The sequence below is a fragment of the Dehalobacterium formicoaceticum genome, from assembly GCF_002224645.1.
GTDB lineage: Bacteria > Bacillota > Dehalobacteriia > Dehalobacteriales > Dehalobacteriaceae > Dehalobacterium > Dehalobacterium formicoaceticum.
The window spans coordinates 2500886-2523163 of record NZ_CP022121.1; the positions used below are offsets into that span (position 1 = coordinate 2500886).

General features: G+C 41.7%; 19 protein-coding genes. 11 read left to right on the forward strand and 8 right to left on the reverse strand.

What is annotated here, in order from left to right; translation table 11 throughout:
• Positions 1-193: 193 nt before the first annotated feature.
• Positions 194-1963: a S8 family serine peptidase gene (locus CEQ75_RS12020; RefSeq protein ID WP_089610937.1), complete on the forward strand. Its 1770-nt coding sequence runs from the start codon at positions 194-196 to the stop codon at positions 1961-1963.
• Between the two features lie 12 nt (positions 1964-1975).
• Here CEQ75_RS12020 and CEQ75_RS12025 read toward each other — a convergent pair whose 3' ends face one another.
• The 4 genes from CEQ75_RS12025 to CEQ75_RS12040 are packed head-to-tail and all read right to left on the reverse strand — an operon-like array spanning position 1976 to position 6151.
• The gene (locus CEQ75_RS12025; protein WP_089610939.1) at positions 1976-2200 is read right to left on the reverse strand and encodes a hypothetical protein; all 225 of its coding nucleotides are present in this window, start codon (positions 2198-2200) and stop codon (positions 1976-1978) included.
• 38 nt (positions 2201-2238) lie between these two features.
• Positions 2239-3438, reverse strand: coding sequence for a Ger(x)C family spore germination protein (locus tag CEQ75_RS12030; protein WP_089610940.1), 1200 nt, complete (start codon positions 3436-3438; stop codon positions 2239-2241).
• Positions 3435-4532 carry a GerAB/ArcD/ProY family transporter gene (locus tag CEQ75_RS12035; protein WP_089610942.1) on the reverse strand — a complete coding sequence of 366 codons (1098 nt, stop codon included), beginning with the start codon at positions 4530-4532 and terminating at the stop codon, positions 3435-3437. The genes CEQ75_RS12030 and CEQ75_RS12035 overlap by 4 nt, the downstream gene beginning before the upstream one ends.
• Before the next feature lie 17 nt (positions 4533-4549).
• Positions 4550-6151: a spore germination protein gene (locus CEQ75_RS12040; RefSeq protein WP_089610944.1), complete on the reverse strand. Its 1602-nt coding sequence runs from the start codon at positions 6149-6151 to the stop codon at positions 4550-4552.
• Positions 6152-6363: 212 nt separating this feature from the next.
• Here CEQ75_RS12040 and gatC point away from each other — a divergent pair, with 212 nt between their 5' ends.
• From gatC to CEQ75_RS12075, 7 genes are all read left to right on the forward strand, one after another.
• Positions 6364-6645 carry an Asp-tRNA(Asn)/Glu-tRNA(Gln) amidotransferase subunit GatC gene (gene gatC / locus CEQ75_RS12045; protein ID WP_089610946.1) on the forward strand — a complete coding sequence of 94 codons (282 nt, stop codon included), beginning with the start codon at positions 6364-6366 and terminating at the stop codon, positions 6643-6645.
• Between the two features lie 36 nt (positions 6646-6681).
• Positions 6682-8160 carry an Asp-tRNA(Asn)/Glu-tRNA(Gln) amidotransferase subunit GatA gene (gene gatA, locus CEQ75_RS12050; protein WP_089610948.1) on the forward strand — a complete coding sequence of 493 codons (1479 nt, stop codon included), beginning with the start codon at positions 6682-6684 and terminating at the stop codon, positions 8158-8160.
• On the forward strand, positions 8157-9605 hold the full coding sequence (gene gatB, locus CEQ75_RS12055) for an Asp-tRNA(Asn)/Glu-tRNA(Gln) amidotransferase subunit GatB (protein WP_089610950.1): 1449 nt from the start codon (positions 8157-8159) through the stop codon (positions 9603-9605). The genes gatA and gatB overlap by 4 nt, the downstream gene beginning before the upstream one ends.
• A gap of 89 nt (positions 9606-9694) precedes the next feature.
• On the forward strand, positions 9695-10012 hold the full coding sequence (locus tag CEQ75_RS19380) for an iron-sulfur cluster assembly accessory protein (protein ID WP_089610952.1): 318 nt from the start codon (positions 9695-9697) through the stop codon (positions 10010-10012).
• 252 nt (positions 10013-10264) lie between these two features.
• Positions 10265-10951: a response regulator transcription factor gene (locus CEQ75_RS12065; protein WP_089610954.1), complete on the forward strand. Its 687-nt coding sequence runs from the start codon at positions 10265-10267 to the stop codon at positions 10949-10951.
• Complete coding sequence (locus tag CEQ75_RS12070) at positions 10926-13004, forward strand: HAMP domain-containing sensor histidine kinase (protein WP_089610957.1); 2079 nt, start codon at positions 10926-10928, stop codon at positions 13002-13004. Before CEQ75_RS12065 ends, CEQ75_RS12070 begins: the two co-directional genes overlap by 26 nt.
• A 322-nt stretch (positions 13005-13326) precedes the next feature.
• Entirely contained in the window at positions 13327-13677 is a 351-nt protein-coding gene (locus CEQ75_RS12075; protein ID WP_089610958.1) for a YmaF family protein, read from the forward strand.
• 149 nt (positions 13678-13826) lie between these two features.
• On the opposite strand, the gene CEQ75_RS12080 is transcribed toward CEQ75_RS12075, so the two are convergent.
• From CEQ75_RS12080 to CEQ75_RS12095, 4 genes are all read right to left on the reverse strand, one after another.
• On the reverse strand, positions 13827-15983 hold the full coding sequence (locus CEQ75_RS12080) for a transglutaminase TgpA family protein (RefSeq protein ID WP_157677444.1): 2157 nt from the start codon (positions 15981-15983) through the stop codon (positions 13827-13829).
• A 29-nt stretch (positions 15984-16012) separates the two neighbouring features.
• On the reverse strand, positions 16013-17200 hold the full coding sequence (locus CEQ75_RS12085) for a DUF58 domain-containing protein (protein ID WP_157677445.1): 1188 nt from the start codon (positions 17198-17200) through the stop codon (positions 16013-16015).
• 18 nt (positions 17201-17218) lie between these two features.
• Positions 17219-18160 (reverse strand): AAA family ATPase, encoded by a 942-nt coding sequence (locus tag CEQ75_RS12090; protein ID WP_089610964.1) that lies wholly within the window; start codon positions 18158-18160, stop codon positions 17219-17221.
• 126 nt (positions 18161-18286) lie between these two features.
• Positions 18287-18622 carry a hypothetical protein gene (locus CEQ75_RS12095; protein WP_089610966.1) on the reverse strand — a complete coding sequence of 112 codons (336 nt, stop codon included), beginning with the start codon at positions 18620-18622 and terminating at the stop codon, positions 18287-18289.
• Between the two features lie 430 nt (positions 18623-19052).
• On the opposite strand from CEQ75_RS12095, the gene CEQ75_RS12100 reads away from it, so the two are divergent.
• The 3 genes from CEQ75_RS12100 to CEQ75_RS12110 all read left to right on the forward strand — a co-directional run bounded on the left by CEQ75_RS12100 (position 19053) and on the right by CEQ75_RS12110 (position 22255).
• Entirely contained in the window at positions 19053-20210 is a 1158-nt protein-coding gene (locus CEQ75_RS12100) for a double-cubane-cluster-containing anaerobic reductase (RefSeq protein WP_089610968.1), read from the forward strand.
• 249 nt (positions 20211-20459) lie between these two features.
• A complete protein-coding gene (locus CEQ75_RS12105; protein ID WP_089610970.1) occupies positions 20460-21164 on the forward strand; it encodes a uroporphyrinogen decarboxylase family protein in 705 nt (234 codons plus the stop codon).
• 20 nt (positions 21165-21184) lie between these two features.
• Positions 21185-22255, forward strand: coding sequence for a uroporphyrinogen decarboxylase family protein (locus CEQ75_RS12110; RefSeq protein ID WP_089610972.1), 1071 nt, complete (start codon positions 21185-21187; stop codon positions 22253-22255).
• Positions 22256-22278: the final 23 nt, after the last annotated feature.

Below are 22278 nucleotides of genomic sequence, written 5' to 3' on the forward strand. Positions count from 1 at the left end.
CCCTTAAGTTCCTGGATAACGATTTCTAAGTATCAGATAGAGTAAAAATTCCACCTGATGCCAAGAACTCTGTTTATGAAGTGAAAAATGTGTATGAAAATAGAGGAATTTTTAGATTGATGTGGAAACATTTGTAGAAATACAAATATTTCCTATAGTTCTGGGGGTTAGCAATAATTACGGGAGGTGTCCAATGTTTTGTAAAAAGCCAAGTTCAGCCTTATTGATGCTAGTTATTTTGGGTGGGATTATCTTTGGATTTACCGATGTTTCATATGCCCAAGCAGATGATAACAATCCCTTCATAGTCGTTGATCAAGCTCGTGAAGAAATGCTCAAAAGTGCTAAAGAAAAAATTAGTGATCAGGATCTATTAAAAAAGAGTCAATCTCTCAAAGGACAAAAGAAAGAAAAAGGGGATCGGAAGGAGCTTTCAGCCGAGACAGGAAAACGTTATCTTGTTAAGTTTAAGGAAGAAATTGCGATGCAAGAAATATTTGACATCGTTAATTTATATCCATATGAACTATTAGGTATGAGTGAGCAGCGCACTTTTATGATTATACTGGAAGATCTCCCGGATTTTGAACAACGAACATCAGGAATCATTGAATTTATTGAGGCAGATCAGGTTAAAAAAACAAGTGTTATTCCCTCAGACACTTACTATCCAAACCAATGGGCCTTACCGGCAATTAATATGCCCCAGGCTTGGGATATTAATAAAGGATCAAATTCAGTTTATGTCGCCGTAATTGATACCGGTGTATATCGGGATCATCCTGATCTGGTGAATGCGGACATTAGAGCTGGATGGGACTATTATTTTGATGATTTCTGTTACTGGGATGATGACGGTCATGGCACTAATGTCACAGGAATTATTGGAGCAAAAACAAATAATTACCTGGGTATCGCAGGGCTTAATTGGGATGTAGCAATCGTCCCTTTGAATGTGGACTCGGGGGGTGGAATAACATACACCTCAGATGAAATTGAAGCTATTTATGATGCCACTGAGATAGAATGTGACGTCATTAATCTTAGTTTAGGAGGAAGCGAATCTTCATTAGCTGAGCGTAATGCCGTTTCTTATGCCATCAGCCATGGAACAATAGTTGTGGCGGCGGCAGGCAATGATGGTACCTTCGCATATGATTATCCGGCATCCTATGATGGGGTTATCAGCGTGGGATCCGTCAACAGAAACCTTACCCGTTCGGTTTTTTCTCAGTATAACAACAAAATCGATGTGACCGCACCGGGGGAAGACATCTACACAACTGCTTTTGGGCTGTTTGCAGATGGTCAAGACTACATTTATACTGACGGGACATCCTTTTCCGCACCTTATGTGTCCGGCGTCGCCGCCCTTGCTGTCGCTTGTAAGCCATCTATTACGGTAGCAGAGTTTGAAGCAGCTTTAAAAGCAACCTGCACAGACCTGGGGAGTAAGGGGTTTGATAAATATTATGGATATGGCTTAATCAACGCCGAAAAATTGCTGCAAAATTTTGCTGCGCCGACCCTGCAAAGCATTAAGATCACGAAACCGGCGTTGAAATTAGTCTATACCGTAGGTGAACCATTGGATATCACCGGGCTGGAAGTAACCGGTACCTATAGTGACAGCAGCAAAAAGGTGGAGCAGATAACTTCGGGGAATATCACAGGTTTTGATAGCAGTTATCCTGCTGTCAATCAAACATTAACGATTACGGTTGGCGGCAAAACAGTAACTTTTTCTGTGAATATTGAAAAGAAAGTTGAGGCCCCTACCAGCGGTGATGTGGACGGTAATGGCAAGGTGGATATTTTGGACGTTGTGCTCACCATCAACTTCGTGTTGGAGAAAAGCACATATACCCAAGCAGAATTTGACATGGCCGATCTCAACAAAGATGGCGCTTTGAATATTTTCGATGTGATGCAAATGATTAATATTGTCTTAGAAAAACAATAAAATGAGACCAGTCTAATCAAATAATTTTGGCAAGCCCGACCCCTTGATCAGAAACTCAATTCCTTTATTGGGGTTGGGCACCTCAATGCCAATTGCCAGCAGGAAACTCAAAGTAAAACCGAAAGCCAGCAGCATTAAAACTGTTATTAATTGCTGCCATTGCCTTTTTTTAAAAAGTTCCAGAACTGCTATCAAGGCCAATACACTAAAAATCAGGATTAATACGGCAATTATCATCTGATCCTTTGTCTCCTTTTTCTTCTTTATTTTTTTTATTATTCAGGAGAAGTAGTTTTACCAAACATTCTAAGATTTGACTCTACTTCTACCTTGACCTCAATATTTTTAATTTCTTCACCCCAATTTTTTTTCAGTTCTTTCCACTCCTTCGGGAACTTGCGATGGACTTCCTCACCAAATTCAAATATATCAACACCCCATTCTTTTTGTCCTTTTTCCAGGGCTGCCATTATTTCTTCCTTGATAACCCTTTCCTGTCTTTTTTCCAGTTCTTTAAAATATTCAGGGGTATCAATATTTGCTGCAGGAGACATTTGTTCTCCAATTGTGCCGTTTTCTTTAACCTTGACGGTAATCATCAATTTGCCGTCCTTCATTTCTGGTTTAACCTGACTTGATGCATTAATAATTTTCAAGCTTACTTTCCCTTTATCCGGGCCTGGTGATTGAACGACGATAATACCTTCTTTTACTTCGCCGCGGATCCAGAGCATCCCCCGTGTTTCTTGGCCATTAAACCAGCCGATCAGTTTATCATAATCCAAGATAGCAGTATCACTGAGTTTGGGCTTTTTTATTTCCTGGCCCTGATCTTCCTGCTTGATCATTTCGATACCGGTAAGAAAAAGATCACTCGTATGATCAGCAAGAGCAATAGAGACTTCATGTAAATTAACCTCTACCGCTTTCGATGTATTAAGAGTACCTGTGATCATATTTTCCAACGCTTTTGCCGGAACCGATTCTTGCCTATGGGTTGTTCTAATGATATCTTCGGCATTTCCACGGGCAATTAAAATATAGGTATTACCCCTGGGCTCCGGATCACGCAAGAAAAAATCAAGCAGAGGAGCAATACCGCCTTTAGCCGTATCTTCTCCGATTACAATAATCTTATTAAAAGGAAGATATATTCTCCGATCTGCTTCATATGTGGCATTCTTAAGGGCATCATAAACAGTCTCTCCGGTACTTTTTAATATCAAAACACCTTGTGCCCCGGTACTGCCTCTCCCTGTACCTCCGCCGCCTGAAGAGGATCCCGGTGAACTAATTGCTGAAGGTATCAGAATCTGGGAGGTAAGGCTTATTTGTTCATTGTTCGTGCGATCGATACCGATCGCCTGGACAATGGACAATTGATCCAATTCTTTACTGTTCCAACAGCCTGTAAGGAAAGACATTGGCAATAAAAATATCAAGCATAAAATGATTAACTTAGTTAACTTCTTCATTTTCCGGGCACTCCCTTTTTTCTCAAAATAGCGGTAAAGAGAAGAAGGGAGGGGATCACTACCGAAAAGAACAAAACATACCAGGTAAATATTTTATGTCCGGTAAATACCCGCAGTTCGGCTAAGTTAGGGGCAATTATGATACATAAGGGAATAATAATGGCACTCACCGGAAGAATCAGCGGTTTATACTCCTTAAAATCAAATAATTGCCCGATACTTAGCACTGCTAAATAATAGTAAAATGATACTTTAATAAATATCCCCAAAAGCCAAACCGCCAGATGAACTGATTCTATGCGTTCCAAAAAACCTTCTAAACTTATTGTCCTGATCATCAAAAAAACAGGGAAAGTGGCTTTCTTAGCTGCCTCTCCGCCAAAGATTGATATTAAGACTATTTCCAGGAGCATAAAAATAATTACGGGTAAAGTATATCCTGCGATCAGCACTGTTTTACCTTTGCCCTGATCGTTCAAGCAGGGAAAAACCATGGCAAGCCCGATAATTTCCATTGACCGGGCCGCCGCAATAAACCCCCCCTGCATGATGGGGAAGATCCCTGTTTCCAGAAGGGGCGTAAGTTTTTTTAGATCCATATCCTTAGCTATAAGTACAAAAATCGTGATGATAGCAATGATTATAATTGGCGCAATGATTTCCGACAAGCGCCCTAAGACTTTAAGACCATGTAGCACCCCATAGGCACAAACCAGCACCATAGAAGCAACAATAAAGAGGGGCGGGGTGTCAGGCAGAATCATTGTTGACATAAAAAACCCTAATTGGGTCAAAGTAATCGCCGAATATTGAATAAAAAGCCACGCATAGAGTACCCCTATTATTTTCCCGCCGATCCCTAACAGGGTCTCACTATATTGGATGATGCTTTGGTCAGGAAATCTCTTCCAAAGAAGATAAATAGGGATAGATAGCAGCAGTTCTATAGGTAAATGGAATATCCCGACCAGCCAAATATCCTGATTTGCCGGCGGAGCTGTTATTCCCGGGAGATAGGTCAAGCCTACTATTAATCTGCTGATGAAGATCAGTAAAATCAGCTGTTTATAGGTAACACGGCCGGCTTCCAACATTCATATCCATCCCTTCTCTATTTTTTTTGATCATTTTCAGCCTGTTCGGTCATTCTGTTGCTTTTTTGCCGAACCCGGTTCTTCATCCCTAAAGCCCGGGGCCTGGTAAGCATTGCCCACCAGGGAACACGTATAAAAACATCTTTCATATCAGACAGCTTCATCGGAGCCAAGGGGGATGTATAAGGCATTCCAAAAGAACGCAGGGAACAAAGATGGGTTAAAATAACTGCAATGCCCAGCATGATTCCGTAGATCCCCGATAATCCCGCCAAAACAGTTAAAAGGAACCTGATAATCGCACCGGCATCTGTTAATACCGGAACAACGAAAGAAGCAATGGCGGTAAGAGCTACGACAATTACCATCGGGGCACCGACAAAACCCGCGGCGACAGCGGATTGGCCTATTACCAAGGCCCCCACAATGCTGACAGCCTGACCGACAGGTCGGGGCAGACGCACGCCTGCTTCCCGCAGAATTTCAAAAACCGCTCCCATCATCAAAGCTTCTATCACAGGAGGAAAAGGTACCCCTTCCAGAGATGCCGCCGTGGTGATCACTAAAGGCGCAGGTAATAATTCCTGCTCAAAGGTGGTGATCGCAACATAAGAAGCAGGGGCCAGGATGCTGATGCCAAAGGAGATATAACGGAGGATTCTAATTAAGCTGCTGAAAAAAGGCCGGGCATAATAATCTTCGCTGTTTTGAAAAGCCTCTACCAATAGGTAAGGGACAGCTAAAACAAATGGGGTGCCGTCAACAAGGATTGCCACTCTTCCTTCCAATATTTTCGCGCTGATGGTATCCGGCTTTTCACTGTTGCCCACGGTGGGAAAAATAGAAAAAGGGGCATCTTCTATGAATGACTCGATATAACCGGATTCCAGGATACCATCAATTTCTATTTTCTCCAGACGTTTTTTTACCTCTTGCACGATTTCTTGATTGACGATGTTTTTCATATAAACAACACAAATATCCGTTTGTGTTTCTGTGCCGATTTTCATGGACTCAAACTTCAGATTCGGGCTTTTTATTTTGCGGCGGATCAAGGAAGTATTTGTGCGCAGTGTCTCTACGAAACCTTCTCTGGGGCCACGTACTACTGTTTCAGTAACCGGCTCCATAACCGCCCTGCTTGACCAGCCGCGAATTGATAGAATTAATGCCTTGTCTGCTCCGTCCAGGAATAAAACGACGTCTCCTGATAAAATAGCATCTACAGCATTTTTCAGTGTTGCACATTCTTTCGTGCCGGCAATGGATAAGGCGCTTTCTTTGATTTGGAGGTAAACATGATCCATATCTTGGTTAGGCGGAATTTCACGGGCAAACAGCATCAATGATTTTAACAGACTTTCATTAACCAGGCCATTATCTACCAAGCCATCCACAAAAATTAAAAAAGCGTTAATTTGATCTTTTTCCCCAATTTTAAATTCTTTGAACACAATATCACTGGCATCTTGAAAAATTTCCTGCAGGGATCTAAAATTAACCTGCAGCTTTTTTGATAAAGATTGGTTATTTGAGTAGTTTTTTTCATCCTGAAAGCGATCTTTTTTTCTGCCCATATTACCTAATACTTTGATTTTACGGATAAATTTACGAAACACTTGCGGTTCTCCTCATCTAATTCCATTAATTGGATCAAATAGTTACGCATATTATATCCAAAGTTCAATACATTAACCGTACCTGGATTTGCCTGTCCCCGAATTTTGACCGATCCCAAAATTTACTCGAATTTATCCGTTTTTATTTTTATTTTGATGATGACTTTGCTATAATATATTGATATTGATCAAATCTGAAGGTTGGTGAAAGTTTGATAACCATAAAAGACGTGGAACATGTGGCCCTTTTGGCCCGGCTGGAATTGTCTCAGGAAGAAAAAGAAATGTATACGGAACAATTGAATCTTATTTTGAACCATATCGACAAGCTGGAGGAACTGGATACGGAAAATGTCCCGCCCACAGCCCATGTTCTTTCCTTGCAGAATGTTTTACGTGAGGATGAGGTATACCCTTCCCTGGAGCGGGCAGCGGTGCTGGAAAATGGGCCCAATACGGAAAAAGGCCAGTTTAAAGTGCCCCGGATTGTTTAAAATAATTGCATGAAATAAAAGGGAGGATTGTTCAGCTTGAGTTCCTATCAAAAAACTATTCATGAACTGCATGAACTCTTGATCGGGAAAGAAATTTCTGCCCAGGAACTATGTGCTGATGTTTACGCGCGTATAGAAGTGGTGGAAGATCAGGTCAAAGCCCTGGTGTTTACCGTAGAGCGTGACAAAGCCATGAAAGACGCTCAAAAGGCCGATACCAGGATTGCCGCAGGAGAGACTATAAGTCCTCTGACAGGCATACCCATGGTATTAAAGGATAATATCTGCACAAAAGGCATTAAAACCACCTGTGCTTCCCGGATTTTGGCAGAATTTCGCCCGCCCTATGATGCCCACGTTGCGGAAGAGCTGGCCCAGGCCGGAGCAGTGCTCTGCGGCAAAACCAACATGGATGAATTTGCCATGGGATCTTCCACGGAAAACTCCGGCTATTTTGCCACCAGAAACCCCTGGGATTTAAGCCGGGTACCCGGCGGATCCAGCGGCGGTTCGGCAGCAGCTGTTGCGGCTGATGAGGCTGTTTTTTCCCTCGGTTCCGATACCGGCGGATCCATTCGTCAACCCGCCTCCTTTTGCGGCACCGTCGGCCTGAAACCTACCTATGGCCTGATTTCCCGATACGGCTTGATCGCCTACGCTTCATCCCTGGATCAGATCGGCCCTATCACCAAGGATGTGACGGATGCGGCTTTGGTCCTAAAGGCTATTGCCGGTTATGACAGAAAAGATTCCACCTCAAGCTCCATGCCCGTGCCTGACTACCAGGCGGCCTTAACCGGGGAGCTGCGGGGACTGAAAGTGGGCGTGCCCAGGGAGTATTTCGGCCCCGGTCTGGAACCGGAAGTGAAGGAATGTGTGGAAAAAGCGATCCGGCTGATGGAAAGTATGGGGGCACAAGTGGCGGAGGCTGCCATGCCTCATACCGAATATGCCCTGCCTGCCTATTATCTCATTGCCTCAGCAGAAGCCAGCTCCAACCTGGCTAGATTCGACGGGGTGCGCTACGGCTATCGTGCTCAGGAAGCGGAAGATGTGGTATCCATGTTCCAGAAAACGCGGCGTTACGGTTTTGGCAAAGAAGTGAAGCGGCGCATTATGCTGGGTACCTATGCCTTAAGCTCCGGTTACTATGACGCCTATTACCTCAAGGCTTTGAAAGTCCGTACCCTGGTGAAACAGGATTTTGACCGGGCTTTTGAAAAATTTGATCTCCTGGCGGCACCCACCGCTTCTCACCCGGCTTTCCGGCACGGCGAAAAGGTGGACGACCCCTTAGCCATGTACCTATCCGACGTGCTAACCATTCCCATCAATTTGGCGGGTATTCCGGCCATTTCTGTTCCTTGCGGCTTTGTCCGGGATCTGCCTGTGGGCTTGCAGCTCATCGGCAAGCCCTTCGGCGAGGAAACCCTGCTTCAGGCATCTTTTGCTTATGAAAAAGCCGCCGGCTGGGGAAATATCAAGCCAAATCTGAAGGGAGTGACCGGTAAATGAGCCGTGCAGCCTATGAAATTGTGATCGGCTTGGAGGTCCATGCGGAGCTGAAAACAAAAGCCAAGATATTTTGCTCCTGCACCACATCTTTCGGCGCTGATGTCAACACCCATGTCTGTCCCGTTTGTTTGGGCTTGCCGGGGGTTTTACCTGTGCTGAACAAGAAGGTCGTGGATTTTGCTATCAAGGCCGGTCTGGCTTTGGATTGCGAGATCAGTTCATTTTCCAAGTTCGACCGGAAAAATTATTATTATCCCGATTTGCCGAAAAATTTTCAGACCTCCCAATATGACCTGCCCATCTGTTTTGACGGCCATCTGGATATCGAGGTGCAGGAAGGCAAAAAGCGGGTGGGTATTACCCGCATCCACATGGAGGAGGATGCGGGAAAACTGACCCACGGCGGGGAGACCATAACTTCCTCCGATTATTCACTGGTGGATTACAACCGCACCGGTGTGCCTTTGCTGGAAATCGTCTCGGAGCCGGATATGCGTTCTCCGGAAGAAGCCCGGGCCTATTTGGAAAAATTAAAAGCCATTTTGGAATACACCGAGGTATCTGACTGCAGAATGGAAGAAGGTTCCCTGCGCTGTGATGCCAATATTTCCATCATGCCCAAAGGTAGTGGGGTTTTTGGCACCCGGACGGAAATCAAGAACATGAACTCCTTTCGTGCCTTGGAACGGGCTTTGAATTATGAAATTGAACGGCAGATCCAGGTGGTGGAGAAAGGCCGGAATGTGATTCAGGAGACCAGGACCTGGGATGATGAAAAGGGCATCACCCTTGCCTTAAGAAGCAAAGAGGAGGCCCATGACTACCGCTATTTCCCCGAACCGGATCTGCCCCCCTTGGTAATCAGCGAAAAATGGGTGAAAGAAATCCGGGCATCTCTCCCGGAATTGCCCGAAGCCCGAAAAGAACGGCTCATAAAGGATTATGAACTGCCCCTTTATGATGCCCGGGTCATCACATCATCCAAGGCGATGGCTGACTATTTCGATGATTGCGCCGCCTTATATCCAAAAGCGAAAATCATCAGCAACTGGCTCATGGGGGATCTGTCCCGGCTTTTGAACGCTGAGGGCAAAACCTTTTCGGATTGCCCTATAAGCCCTGGGATGCTGGCAGAGATGCTCAAACTGATGGATCAGGGCGTAATCAGCGGGAGAATTGCCAAAACCGTTTTCGAAGAAATGTTTAAAACGGGCAAAAGGGCGGCCCTGGTTGTGGAGGAAAAAGGATTGGTGCAAATTTCTGACCAATCGGAAATCGAGCCCTTGGTGGAACAGGTGCTAAAAGAAAATCCCCAATCGGTGGAAGATTATCGGGCGGGAAAGGAAAGGGCCCTGGGTTTTTTGGTAGGTCAAATTATGAAGATGAGCAAAGGCAAAGCCAATCCCAATATGGTCAATGACCTTTTAAAAGAAAAACTGAAATAAAAATTATTTATCATGACCTTTGACATTATAAGAATAATCATGTATTATCTTTATATAGTCCTTTTGGACAAAGAAGGAGGCGTATTGATATGGAAATTACAGAAATCGCCGCTGAAAAAGTTAAAGAGGTTATGACAGGCGAGAATAAAGTAGATTCTTACTTGAGATTATACATAGCCGGTATGGGCTGAGGCGGTCCGAATTTCGGAATGGCTCTGGAAGAGTCAAAAAACCCTGATGATGAATTACTGGAAGCTCATGGCGTTAAGATGATTGCCGATGAAAATGCAGCAAAAGCTTTGAACGGTGCTGTTCTCGACTATATTGATTCCCAGATGGGCAGCGGATTTCAAATTAAGACTCCCAATCAGTCTGATTGCAGCTCGGGATGCGACTCCTGCGGTTAAACCGCAGAGAAATTTAAGACAAAAATTGCGTCAAAAATTAACTGCCGGTAAAGGAGAAAAATCCTTGACCGGCAGTTTTTTTATGTCATTTTATGTTTTTCATATATTTTTCATCTTTTTCTTTCCGCCTTAAGAATTTCATAAGAATTAAGTTCGTTTGATCCTAAGAATTGATTGATATCATGACCCTAGAGTAAGGAACAGAAGGGTGTGATATAATTTGAAGGAATTTAGTTTGAGGAGTGGTTCCACATGAACATTTTAGTATGTGATGATGACAAGGAAATATTGGAGGCGGTTTCCATTTATTTAGAAAATGAAGGCTACCACGTATATAAAGCATCCCACGGACTGGAAGCACTGGATATTGTGGAAGAACATGAAATACATCTGATTATTATGGATATTATGATGCCCCAAATGGACGGCATCAGGGCAACTTTAAAAATCAGGGAAGATAAAAATATCCCGGTTATTTTGCTCTCGGCAAAATCGGAGGATACGGACAAAATCATCGGATTAAATATGGGAGCGGATGATTACGTCACCAAGCCTTTTAATCCCTTGGAGTTAATTGCCCGGGTCAAGTCACAGCTGAGGAGATATACCACCCTGGGCAGTATGGAAATCAGGAATAATGTTTTTAAAACCGGGGGCTTGGTGGTTGATGATGAGTGCAAAATGATCACTGTGGACGGAGAGGAAGTAAAACTAACTCCTGTGCAGTACAAGATCCTGAGATTGCTCACGGCCAATGCGGGCCGGGTCTTTTCCATTGATGAAATCTATGAAAAGGTATGGCAAGAAACAGCTTACAGCCCGGAAAATACCGTGGCTGTCCATATCAGAAAAATCAGAGAAAAAATTGAGATCAATCCGAAGGAGCCAAATTATTTGAAGGTGGTGTGGGGAATTGGATATAAGGTGGAAAAAATATAGCCACTCATTAATTACAAAAATCATTGTTTTTATCATTGCCATATTAAGTTTTACAACAGCCATTACAATTTTCGCCAATTATCTACTATTTAATAACAGAGATTATGAGGCGGCTTTTCAAGAAAGCTATTTTCTAAGTACGGATTTTCCCGCTGAAAGCAGCGGTGTGCTGCAAGATCTGCGGGACATTACCCAAATTTATCAAAGTGAGGAACATATTTTAAACGGCGGAGCAATTCGAGAAGATGATTTGCTCCAATTGAAAGATAATTTATTTTTGGAGTTTCGTGATAACTCCAGACATTACAATCCAAATTTTACGGAACAGGAAAACTATAAAATATTCGTTGAGGAATATGCAGCTCAAATTGCGGCGAAAAAAAACCAGTTGGTTCAGGAACAAGTAAAAGCATACCAAGAAACCCTACGCCGGCTGGAAAATCAAAAAGGGATATTCTATTATGCTCATGTATGGGGGAATGAGGTAACCAACAGCCAAAACAAGAGCCAAGACTATTTTCAATCCTTCCCCGCTTATATTATGTTTGACGGTGCTAGTGAAAAGGTTTTTCCGGAAGAAATCAAAGATAATAATTATTATTTTTGGTTTACCTCAAACAGCAGGGACTTAGGCGCAAATGATGTGCTTTATGTGGGGTTCAGCGATGAATTTTTAAGTCCGAGAATTGCTGAATGGCAGGAAAATAAAATCATTGCTGCAAACAATTTCAAAAAAATTGCAGTTTCCCTAATCCTGCTAGGACTTTCATTCATTTACCTGGTAATTGTAATCGGCAGAAGTCCTGAGGAAGAAGGAAGGGTTCAGATCAATTTTGTTGATCGCATCTACAATGATGTGAAGTTGGCCATGTGCGGAATTTTGATTATTTCATGGTTTGGGGCAATGGTCGGAATACATGACCTGAGGATAACTTATCAAGTGATATTTGCTATAACCTTGATCATCGGTTCTGCCGGCCTGGTATTAGTTCTTTCACTAATTAAAAGTATTAAAATCAAAAATTTTATCAAGCATAGTTTAACCTTCGTGATCTTTTACCGGATCTTTCATTTCTTTAAGGATGTCTATGACAGCGGCAGTACGGCGGTGAAGGTTTTGATCGTGGTAATCGGATATCCCCTCCTGGTGGCCGCCACTTTCTTTATTTTTCCGGTGACTATTGGTGCGGCTGTCTGGCTGGCTCATCAAAAGGTGAAGGAATATAATGCCATCAAGGAAGGGGTGCAAAAGGTTAAAGAAGGGGATCTTCATTACAATATTCAAGTCCCGGGGAATGGGGAATTGGCCAGGCTTGCTTCTGATATCAACAGTATTACTGACGGTTTAAATCGTGCAGTAGCAAATGAAGTGAAGAGTGAACGCTTAAAAACAGAACTAATCACCAATGTTTCCCATGATATCAGGACCCCTTTGACTTCCATTATCACCTATGTGGATTTACTGAAAAATGAAAAGGATGAGGTCAAGACCAGAGAATATATCGAAATACTGGAGCAGAAAGCAGAACGGCTAAAGGTACTCACGGACGATCTCTTTGATGCGGCCAAGGCCTCCAGCGGTAGTATTCCGACGCACCTGGAAAAAATAGAACTAATATCTTTAATCACTCAAGGTTTAGGTGAAATTGATGATAAAATACGGGAATGTAATTTGGACTTTAAGCTGAATCATCCCAAGGATAAGGTATATATTAAAGCAGACGGCAGATTGTTCTGGCGGGCTGTGGAGAACTTGTTTTCCAATATCTTTAAATATGCCCAGAGCGGATCCAGGGTATATATTGAGATTTCAGAGCAAGGGAATGAAGTAACTTTGACCTTTAAAAATATTTCCGCCTATGAACTGAACATTTCCGCCGAGGAATTAATGGAACGTTTCACCAGGGGCGATGACTCCAGAAGCAACCAGGGCAGCGGTCTGGGTTTATCCATTGCCAAAAGCCTGATTGAACTGCAAAAAGGCAGCTTTAAAATCGAAATCGACGGAGATTTATTCAAAGCAATGATCCAGATCCCCAAATGGCAGCAGTAAATTAGTTTCACCTTGACATTCATCATTTTCCTGATAGCAGGGATTCCATTTTATCTATCAAATTAGATATATTGAGTTTGAGATATTTTGCTGCGGCTGCCGAATATACAAATGAAGAATTAGAATAGTATGCACAACTAATAAGCAAGCATCTTCATCAAAGAGGAGACATCTTAACGATGTCTCCTCTTTAAATTTCCTGGTTTTAAAGGTCGTGCAGTAAGAGATAGACATGATATAAAGAGAATTTTTCTGTCTTCTGTAACATGATAGCATGTCCAGCATATGATATACCATAAAATATAAGGAAGGAGGAACCCCAATGTATTATAAACGTGATAGACAGAATAATTGTGGTAATCAAAAACAAACACACACTCATGAATTTTTAGGTAGTACTAAATTAGCTGAGGAAGATGATGATCGGCATAATCATCGTTTTGCCGGTGTTACCAGTGAAAAGATTCCCATTAATTGTAAAGAACATGTGCATACACTGCTAACCAATACTGATTTTTTGGACCATCATCATGAAGTAGGAGCAACAACCGGCCCAAATATCGAATTAGCTGACGGAAAACACATTCACTTAGTTACTGGCACCACGACATGCAATGATGGACATGTTCATGACTTTATTTTTGCCACATTGATTCAAAAGCCTCTTGTTTAAGCATTTTAAATATTGTTGAAATTAATGTTCAATGAAAATATTTAACCCATAGGATTAGCAGGAAAGCTGAACTTGTGGGTTTTTTTTAATGGGGATGTCAAGAGGACTATGAAGTGAGTAACAATATTGATGAAAACTTAGATCAACCCTCACATATTGTTAACAACAATGTACCTTAGCCAGCTCGTTCTTTCCTTGCATTGGTCAGGAAATGTACTGTAAAAATCAATGACAAACTGGATTTCTTTTTCGTCAATTGATATTGTGCTATAACGCGCCTTAAGAAAAATTTCAGTTACGGTATTAAAACCAGGTTTAAATGCTAAGGATTCATCAATACGTTGTGCATAGTGTATTGGGGTTTCTCCATGTTTTATCGGCAAACCTTGTACAGATAATGCCCTTAAAAAGTATTTATACATTTCAATTATTTTTTTCTCCGGAGTGAGACTTTGCAGCTTTAGTAAGCGGAGTCTGCGCCGAAGGGGAGAAAAGGCCGCAACCCACAGCAACAAAAGAAATAGTGTAACGATCATTAAAAACCATAATACCTGTGCACCAATGTCTGCACTGAAATCAGTGCTTTCAGGAGAAGCCACAGTGACTTCTGAATTGTCGTTCGTATCGTTCGCACCGTTTTGTTGGGTATGGGGTTGAGCAAGTGAAGCATTGTCCACATTTGAATTCTCTAAGAAAGGAGAGGTCGGTTCAAAAGGAATCCATCCCAATCCTTCAAAGTACACTTCCACCCAGGCATGGGCCTGACTGTTTGTAACCTCATAGGTTGTACCTTCGACCGGTTGTGTAGGAAGAACATAACCCTCCACATACCGGGCCGGAATCCCAAGGGAGCGGGTAAGAACGGTCATGGCTGATGCATAATAGGTACAATAGCCCTGTTTGAGGTCAAATAGAAAATAATCTACAAAATCACGCCCCTTTGGGGTCGTTCCAGGCTCCAAGGTGTACTTGTAGTTTGTGGCAAGATAAACTTCGATCGCTTTGACACGATCATAATCATTCTTGGTTGAAGAGGTTATCTCCAGAGCAAGCCTTTTCACCCTTTCCGGAAGCTCAGCAGGCAGCTGATAATACCGGGAGCTGTTGTAGCGGCTGCTGCTGTTTCTTAAGTATTGGGTAAGGCTTTCGTTATTTTTCTTCAGGCTATAAAATTCTACGTTATAGTTAAAATCTTGCCCCAGAAAATTTTCACTGGAGAGCATACCATAAGGATCCAGAAAAAGATTCAACGGTCCTGTATCAAATTTTAAACTCTCAGTTTTTACAGGAATGAACAGTGTATTGGTTCTTAGATTTTCATACGTTATTTTTAAAGAAATTTTATTAAAAAATTGCCTGATATCTTCAGAAGTCGCCAATAAATCGGCATTAAACTTATTTAGTTGAAAGGTCTCACCTAGATCAGTAAGGGCTGAATCGACGCATTCCCATGAAGAGCCCGTATACAGATCCCTGATCGCTCCTTTTAAATAGATGCCCCCTTCGGGAGAATCCACCTTCATTACCAGTGTATCATCTAAAGTGATATTCCCTCCTAGCCTTGAGCTCTCTTCACTAAAACCTGTCGATCTAGTTACGAAATACCCTGTATTGCTGATATTTAGCTTTGCTTGCATCCATTCCCCTTCCAGTGGTTGATCGCTTGCAGGCATATAATAAGCAAATAGGAATACCAGCGCGCTCATGAAAGCAGCAAGAAGCAAAAAGGCTGCCGGAGCTTGACGGGAAGTCCTTTGGACGGTTGCATTATTTCTTACGTAAATATATTTAAAATAACAGACAAGTATCAGTAACACAAAAACATAAAAGGGGAGAAAGCTGACAAAATAATCAAGTATCCATTGCACCGCAAATAGGCTCATCCCTCCGACTAATAAAACGTAGAAATTGAACTTTTTGACCGTAAAGAGATAAACTGCCAGTGAAATAGCGATACTTAAGGCCAACAACGTATATAATTGATACTCCGGTGTCAGTGGCACTTCCCCGTTGATATAGCTCTTGAGCCAGAGAAAGGTGGCTATTGTCTTGCTGTAAACCAGCTTAAAGGCCGAGGACTTGAAGTAAAAATAAAAAAGACTACCTGCTGCGATAAGAACTAAAGCACCCGCAAAGATCTTTTGCGACAGCCTGTTCATAAAAACAATGGAGCATAGGATCGAAGCAAAGAAAACCAGCAAAAATACATCTTTCGCTTCATATGTCATGCTTAAAGCTGACGTTAAAGCATAAACAAAACTAAAGCTCAAACTTGCGGCTATAATTAAATTGATAACATAACTCATACAAGGATTTATCCAGTTTTTCACTTCGTTTATCGACCTCCATATTCCAAAACACCCTTTATTTCATCCCTTAGGTTGATACGGTATACCCTGATCCCTGACTCGGGCAGTACCGAAAGTTTTTGCCCGGTATCCGGTTTTTTCTCACCCATAATTTCTTCAGGGGATATATAGACTAAGCTGATCTCATAACCAACTGATTTCATTCGGCAAATCGTTTCATAAAGCCGATCATCCAGGTTTGAGGTAGAAAGCAGAATATCAGGTTTATTAATACCGTAATCTATCTGGCCCTCGATAAGATCTGTAAAACTTACCTTTTGGTTAAACTGAACTTTGGCGAGAGTTTGATAGGCATTTTCAAAATCTAAGGGACTGTTGCAGTCCATGGACCGAATTTCCTCGTCATGATAAACAAGCCTCACTGCAACGCCGTGATGGATATAGTACCTTAATACTGCAACAATAGCCTCAATATGCTTGTCCCCGATAAAAGCATTGCTGTCTGGCGTGAAAGGATTTCTTTTCAGATCAACGATAAACAGGGTACGTTCAGCGGCCTTCCATTGATATTCTTTGATCATGAGTTCGTTCATTTTCGCTGAAAGCTTCCAGTGTATTTTTGACATACTATCACCGTAGTTATATTTACGGATTCCTTCGATTGTCGATATATCCTCGTGTAAATTCCTTAGATTTGAGATTGGTTCAGATAAATCACGGGAGACTAAGGCCATGTTGTCGATGATGATGAGCCTTGGATACACAGTTACACGCAAAGGCATTTTATTTTTTCGTACAAGCCTGAAAATTCCAAGAAAGTCCTGAACTACAATTCCACTCACCCCAAGTTCGTAACATCCTCGATATTTGTATACGTAATCATAAAAGAATTCTTTCTTGCTGAAAGGTTGTAAGGATAGATTCCTGATGACGGACTCTTGGGATAACAAACCGCCACTGAAAATTTGGATACTTACATAAGGCAGAATAAACAAGCTCCTGTTGACTATCTGAAGCTTAAGGGTGACCTTATCGCCCTTAACCGCTGAACTATTGTTAAGGCTTTGCTCATACTTAAACCCGAAATACCCCGCAGCACTAAGCAAAAACGAAACAACCGGAAGTGCCAGAACTGTATAAAACAGCATGTAGGGTATTTTGCCACCATAGAAATAAACAAAAAGGAACGCCAGCATTAGCAGGCTGCCATACAAAATCCGATTTAATCTCATTTACTCCACCATAGGAATGTGTGTGCTATTCATGATCGAAGCTATCAAATCCTCTGAAGATAATTTTTTGAGCTTTGCTTCCTGCTTTAAAATGATCCGATGTGCAAGAACCGGTACGGCCATTCTTTTTATATCGTCCGGAATAACATAATTTCTGTTGTTATAATAAGCCCACGCCTGGGCTGCCTTGAACAGGGATATCGAACCTCTGGGACTTGAACCAAGCACCAGGTCGGGATGATTGCGTGTTTGCCCTACAATCGCTACGATATAATCCTTTAAGCTTTGGTCGACATGGATGTTTATGACCTCCTGCTGCACACTGGCGATTTCGCTGCTGCCTGCTACAGACTTAAGGGATTCAATCGGGTTTTCCAGCTGGAGTGTTGTTAATATCTTGCTTTCCTCAGCGGGTAAAGGATACCCCAGGGATAGCTTCATGAAGAACCTATCCAGCTGCGCCTCGGGGAGAGGATAGGTTCCCAGATACTCTACAGGGTTTTGAGTGGCCAACACCATGAAGGGTTGAGGAACTTTATAGGTCTTTCCATCCACGGTGACCTGGTTTTCCTCCATTACTTCGAGCAAGCTTGCCTGCGTTTTAGGTGATGTCCTGTTTATTTCATCCGCCAGGATAATCTGGCTCATGATTGTACCCGGGCGGTATTCAAACTCTCCCGACCTTTGATTAAATAGGGTGAACCCCGTGATGTCTGAAGGAAGAATATCCGGCGTAAACTGGATTCTCTTGAACGAGGCGTTGATAGATTTAGCCAACGCTGACACAAGGCTGGTTTTACCCACGCCGGGTACATCTTCGATCAGGACATGTCCCTTACAAACCAAGGAAATGACGACTAACTCCACCGTTTCCCTTTTACCCATAATCACTTTTCCGATATTGTCAACGATTCGATTTAAAATGGTTGAATTAGTTTTCATTTTTCCCCTTTTATCCGTAATTTTTATTCTCAGCAAGAATTGTTCAGTTTACTCGACGAATAACCGTTATCAAACATACTAAACCATAGAGCCAATTCGAGGTCAAGAGGTGAGTGGGTGATCTTATTACGAGAGGATATTGAATAGTGGAAATAACGGATAGAATAGCCAGCTACCTATAAACATCACCATCAGAAATCCAATTATAATACCTATACAAAGAAAAATAATGCTGTGCCTTTTGTTTTTTATCCACCCGAACGAATGCCCCATCGCCAAAATTAATGGTATAAAGGTTAAACCAACTGTTATCAGTCCTATTGAAAAACCTGCTAAAAAACTGAAAATATAAATCCCCATGGCAGAAATCCAATAAAATTGATACTTACCTTTAACAGCCAAAAAAGTTGACACAATGGCAATAATCAAAGCTGAATATGCAATTACAGAAAAAATCGGCACACCTAATTTCCCCTCTCCACATTACCATTACTTAACCATTGTCTACAAACCACTCGTTGAGCAGTTTGATCCGTTTTTTGAAGTCAAAAACTTTTGAATCAATCTTTAGATCCATTTTAACATACACACACAAATTTCGCACGATTCGTGAACCATGAAAGGGTTCTTGGTGAAGTATGAAATTACATCTTAGATCAAACATTTATCGGGTAAGGGGTCGGAATGCTCCTGATAAAAGTTTCTTATTCGTAAATGAATCATCATAAAAACTATCTGTTAGAAAATTCATTCGTACACCGATATAATGAAGTTCGATGCTCTATTTCTAAAATACAGTTTGTATAATGTATGATTTTCTGATGTTGAACCAGTATTGAACCAGGCGAGTTTAGGTATTAATGCGGTTACTAATAAAAGGAGTGTGGTATAAATGGAAATTAGAAAAGAATTACCAGAAATATTTGAGGAATTTGCCGAAGCGAGACAGAATGCTTTTCTGGCGGCAAAAGCACAAAAGGAAAAGAATATCCCGTTAATCGGTATCTTTTGCACCTATTTTCCCATGGAATTGGCAACAGCCATGAATGCATCTGTCGTTGGTTTATGTTCAACTTCAGATGAAACGATTCCGGAAGCAGAAAAAGATTTACCCAGCAATCTTTGTCCATTGGTTAAATCCAGTTATGGATTTGCTAAAACCGATAAATGTCCATTCTTCTATTTTTCCGATTTGGTGGTTGGGGAGACCACTTGCGATGCTAAGAAAAAAATGTATGAATATTTGGGTGAGATAAAACCCGTTCATGTGATGCAGCTGCCTAATACCCAGGATGAAGAGGGCTTCAAGCTGTGGAAAAAAGAAGTTATCAAAATGAAAGAGGTTCTGGAAGAAAAATTCGGCGTAGAAATCACAGAAGATAAACTGCGTGCAGCAATCAAAACAAGAAATGAAGAAAGAAAAGCTATTTCTGCCCTTTTTGAGTTAATGAAAAATGATCCTGTACCCATCATGGGACATGATTTGTTCAAGCTTGTTTACGGCAGCTCTTTTAATTTTAATGTGGAGCAGGTAATTAACGAGATCAAAGCCATTACGGAAAAAATTAAAAATGAGCGCGGGGAAGAACCCAAGATTGCCAAAATGCCTCGGATTTTAATTACCGGATGCCCTATCGGCGGCGCTACGGAAAAGGTCATTAAAGCGATCGAAGAGAACGGTGCGGTTGTTGTTGGTTATGAGAACTGTGTAGGTTATAAAAAATATGACCGTTTAATTGATGAAGAAAAAGAAGATGTTTATGAAGCAATTGCTGAGAGGTATTTCAAAATCGGTTGTTCGGTAATGGCACCGGATAAGTATCGTTATCAATTATTGGATCGCATCATTGATGAATATAATATTGACGGTGTCGTGGAAGTAACCTTGCAGGCCTGCCATACCTACAACGTGGAGAGTTTTGGCATTAAGAGATATGTGAATGATACAAAAAATAAACCCTATCTCTTGGTGGAAACCGATTATTCTCAATCTGATGTGGGTCAGCTTTCTACCAGATTGACAGCATTTATTGAAATGCTTCAGCAATAAGTAAACAATAAGATAGATTATGTAAGATTCAAGTAATTGATAAGGATGTTATTTGAATGAACGTGGGAAAAACAGACAAAAAAAAAGAAACTGGTTGATTATACATGTAAAGGTGCCAATAAGGCGGGGTTTAGCGAGAAACTGATCAGCGACTTTCAACTGGAGTTTCCGAAAAGCTATCATGATTGTAAAATTATGGCGCGAATTTCCCAGTATATAAAAAATTGAGAAGAAAGCCCTCTTTGCCTCCTGCCTTTTTGCCATACAGTGGAAGGGGAGGCATTGGGCGGATTAATTAATTTAATGGATGGAAAATTTGGTCCCCGGGTGGCTGCCTATGCTTATCAATCTGTGGAAGAGCTTACAACCTTATCAGATATTGATTTTAGCCAAGGCAGAATCAGGGAAGTGCTCAAGGCATGCCAAATCCTTAAAGCTCAAGGAGAAAGGGTAGTTTTAGAAATTTCCGGATTTATGACAGTTTTAAACTCATTAATTGATCCTACGAAAATTTTCGTTGCCTGGCGCAAGGATGCCGCAACGGTGGAAAAAATTTTACGGATCATAGCTGATAATCTTTATCCCTACTTTGTTGAAGCAAAAAAATCCGGTGTGGATATCATCTCCTATGCGGATCCGGTGGGTAGTGTCAGAATTATGGGGCCTAAATATACTGAGATCATTGCCAAAGACTTTAACCTGCCCCTGCTGAAAAAAGCAGCGGCTTTAGCGGATGAAAACTGTATTATTCATCTATGTCCGAAAACAAGCTTAATTCTGTTGGGACTAGAGTTGGCAGAGAAGAAGGAAATCCCATTTTCCAAGAATATTAAATATGCAGAGGCCTGTCTAAATACCATCGGTAAGGAAAAAATCATCGGTCAATCTTGCATCAAAGATAGTCAAGGAGTTTTGTCCCACGGAACAATCAAGGCATTGTATTTATCAGTTTAATTCATAAAGGGGTTGTAATAATGCATAAAGATGATCAAATGACACCTGTGGAGCGGGCACAGGCGATGGCAAAAGGGGAGGACTTTGACAGATTGCCCATTGTTCCTTTCTTTGTAACGGTAGCAGGTAAGGTTGCCGGGATGACACATCAGGAAAAAAGAAGCAACGCCAAGAATCAGGCAGCAGCTCAAATCGCCTGTTATGAAAAATTTGGCCATGACAGCTTGGTTGTGGAATATGGTTTGTTTGGCATTGGTCAGGCACTGGGCAGTACTCTTTCCGATCCGGTAGATGATGCTCCTTCCATTGATACTTATGTACTAAAAAATTTTGATGGCATCGGATCTTTAGATTTATCCCGAGTAGAACGAAAAAATCATCCTTGGTTCCAATTAAACTATGAGGCAACGGAAATTTTAATAGACAAGTTAGGAAAAGAAGTTCCTGTAGGCATCAGTATTCCCGGACCTTTTACAGTGGCATCCACCATTTGCCCCACTGAGTTTTTATTAAAAGCAGTCATTAAGAATCCCGACAAACTTCATGATTTACTCCGTTTTTCTACCGAAGCCATAAAAATCGTTTTTGACGGGTTTCTAGAATTGGGCGCCGGCTTTACCCTTTGTGATCCTGTAGCCTCGGGGACAATTCTGCGCAAAAAGGTTTATGATAGTTTTGTGGCACCTTATACAAAGGAATTGTTTGATTATTTCCACAGTAAAGGCTCCGGCGGCTGCTATCATATTTGCGGTGATACTACTTCAATTACGGAAAGCATGGTTGATACCGGCTGTGATGTATTAAGCGTAGATAATAGGGTTGATATGGCAGTTGTCAAAGAAAAAGTAGGCCATCGTTTGCCGATTATGGGTAATGTAGATCCTGTGGAAATTATTTATCTGGGGAATAGAGAAACAATTTTTGCCGGAGTAAAAGAATCCGTTGCCAAATCCTATGACAGCCCAAAGGGCTATACCTTCTCCACAGGATGTGATATTCCCATTAAAACAACACTGGAAAATATGCTGATCATGATGGAAGCAGCCAGATATTACGGCAAAATGCCGATAAATACAAGTAAGTTTGTATAATCATCTAACAAAATTGTAGGAGG

Coding starts and splice junctions, on each gene's coding strand:
- CEQ75_RS12080 (WP_157677444.1), bottom strand. CDS start 15,983: ATGAGTTATGTTATCAATTTAATTATAGCCGCAAGTTTGAGCTTTAGT.
- CEQ75_RS12100 (WP_089610968.1), top strand. CDS start 19,053: ATGGAAATTAGAAAAGAATTACCAGAAATATTTGAGGAATTTGCCGAA.
- CEQ75_RS12075 (WP_089610958.1), top strand. CDS start 13,327: ATGTATTATAAACGTGATAGACAGAATAATTGTGGTAATCAAAAACAA.
- CEQ75_RS12035 (WP_089610942.1), bottom strand. CDS start 4,532: ATGTTGGAAGCCGGCCGTGTTACCTATAAACAGCTGATTTTACTGATC.
- CEQ75_RS12030 (WP_089610940.1), bottom strand. CDS start 3,438: ATGAAGAAGTTAACTAAGTTAATCATTTTATGCTTGATATTTTTATTG.
- CEQ75_RS12090 (WP_089610964.1), bottom strand. CDS start 18,160: ATGAAAACTAATTCAACCATTTTAAATCGAATCGTTGACAATATCGGA.
- CEQ75_RS12110 (WP_089610972.1), top strand. CDS start 21,185: ATGCATAAAGATGATCAAATGACACCTGTGGAGCGGGCACAGGCGATG.
- CEQ75_RS12065 (WP_089610954.1), top strand. CDS start 10,265: ATGAACATTTTAGTATGTGATGATGACAAGGAAATATTGGAGGCGGTT.
- CEQ75_RS12020 (WP_089610937.1), top strand. CDS start 194: ATGTTTTGTAAAAAGCCAAGTTCAGCCTTATTGATGCTAGTTATTTTG.
- gatB (WP_089610950.1), top strand. CDS start 8,157: ATGAGCCGTGCAGCCTATGAAATTGTGATCGGCTTGGAGGTCCATGCG.
- CEQ75_RS12025 (WP_089610939.1), bottom strand. CDS start 2,200: ATGATAATTGCCGTATTAATCCTGATTTTTAGTGTATTGGCCTTGATA.